The organism is Aliivibrio sp. 1S128 (genome assembly GCF_001691065.1).
Classification (GTDB): domain Bacteria; phylum Pseudomonadota; class Gammaproteobacteria; order Enterobacterales; family Vibrionaceae; genus Aliivibrio.
In genome coordinates this window covers 1-445 of the sequence record NZ_MAJV01000136.1, presented here as the reverse complement: position 1 = coordinate 445, position 445 = coordinate 1, and the positions used below count along the sequence as shown (strand labels likewise).

Sequence of the window (445 nt, the reverse complement as noted above, 5' to 3'; positions counted from 1 at the left end):
TGTAGCAAATCGTGTTGATGCGATTGTTAAATGAACTCTTACTGCAAACCACGGTCATTGAGAACAAATTGGCGTAACTCGCGCTCTTCCCTCATGACGTAAAGAATATATACAATATCATCGTTGGTTACTTTGTAAAAAATACGGCATGGTGGTAATACAATTTCACGATAATCTAAATGAGGAAGCTCAGGAACACTACGGCCTGATAATGGAAAATCCTCTAAACGCTCAACACGATGGAAAACTGATTGAACTAACGCCTTAGCCGCTAAGATATTATTAATAGCGATATATTCTGCAATTTCGTCCAAATCTAATAATGCTGATTCAGTCCAATTAATTACAGCCATTTATTCATCTTCTCTTTTGCGGCTTCATGAGAAACTACACGATTATCTGAAATTGCTTTTTCACCGCGAGCAATACCTTCAAGAATAGCAAT

Annotated in this window: 1 protein-coding gene and 1 pseudogene; both read right to left on the bottom strand. The window is 37.3% G+C overall.

The features are described from left to right. Positions 1-38: 38 nt before the first annotated feature. Entirely contained in the window at positions 39-353 is a 315-nt protein-coding gene (locus A6E03_RS17990; RefSeq protein WP_011263487.1) for a type II toxin-antitoxin system RelE/ParE family toxin, read from the bottom strand. Further along, a pseudogene (locus A6E03_RS20505) lies at positions 344-445 on the bottom strand (type II toxin-antitoxin system prevent-host-death family antitoxin); the annotation flags it as partial. The pseudogene A6E03_RS20505 and the gene A6E03_RS17990, both read right to left, overlap by 10 nt.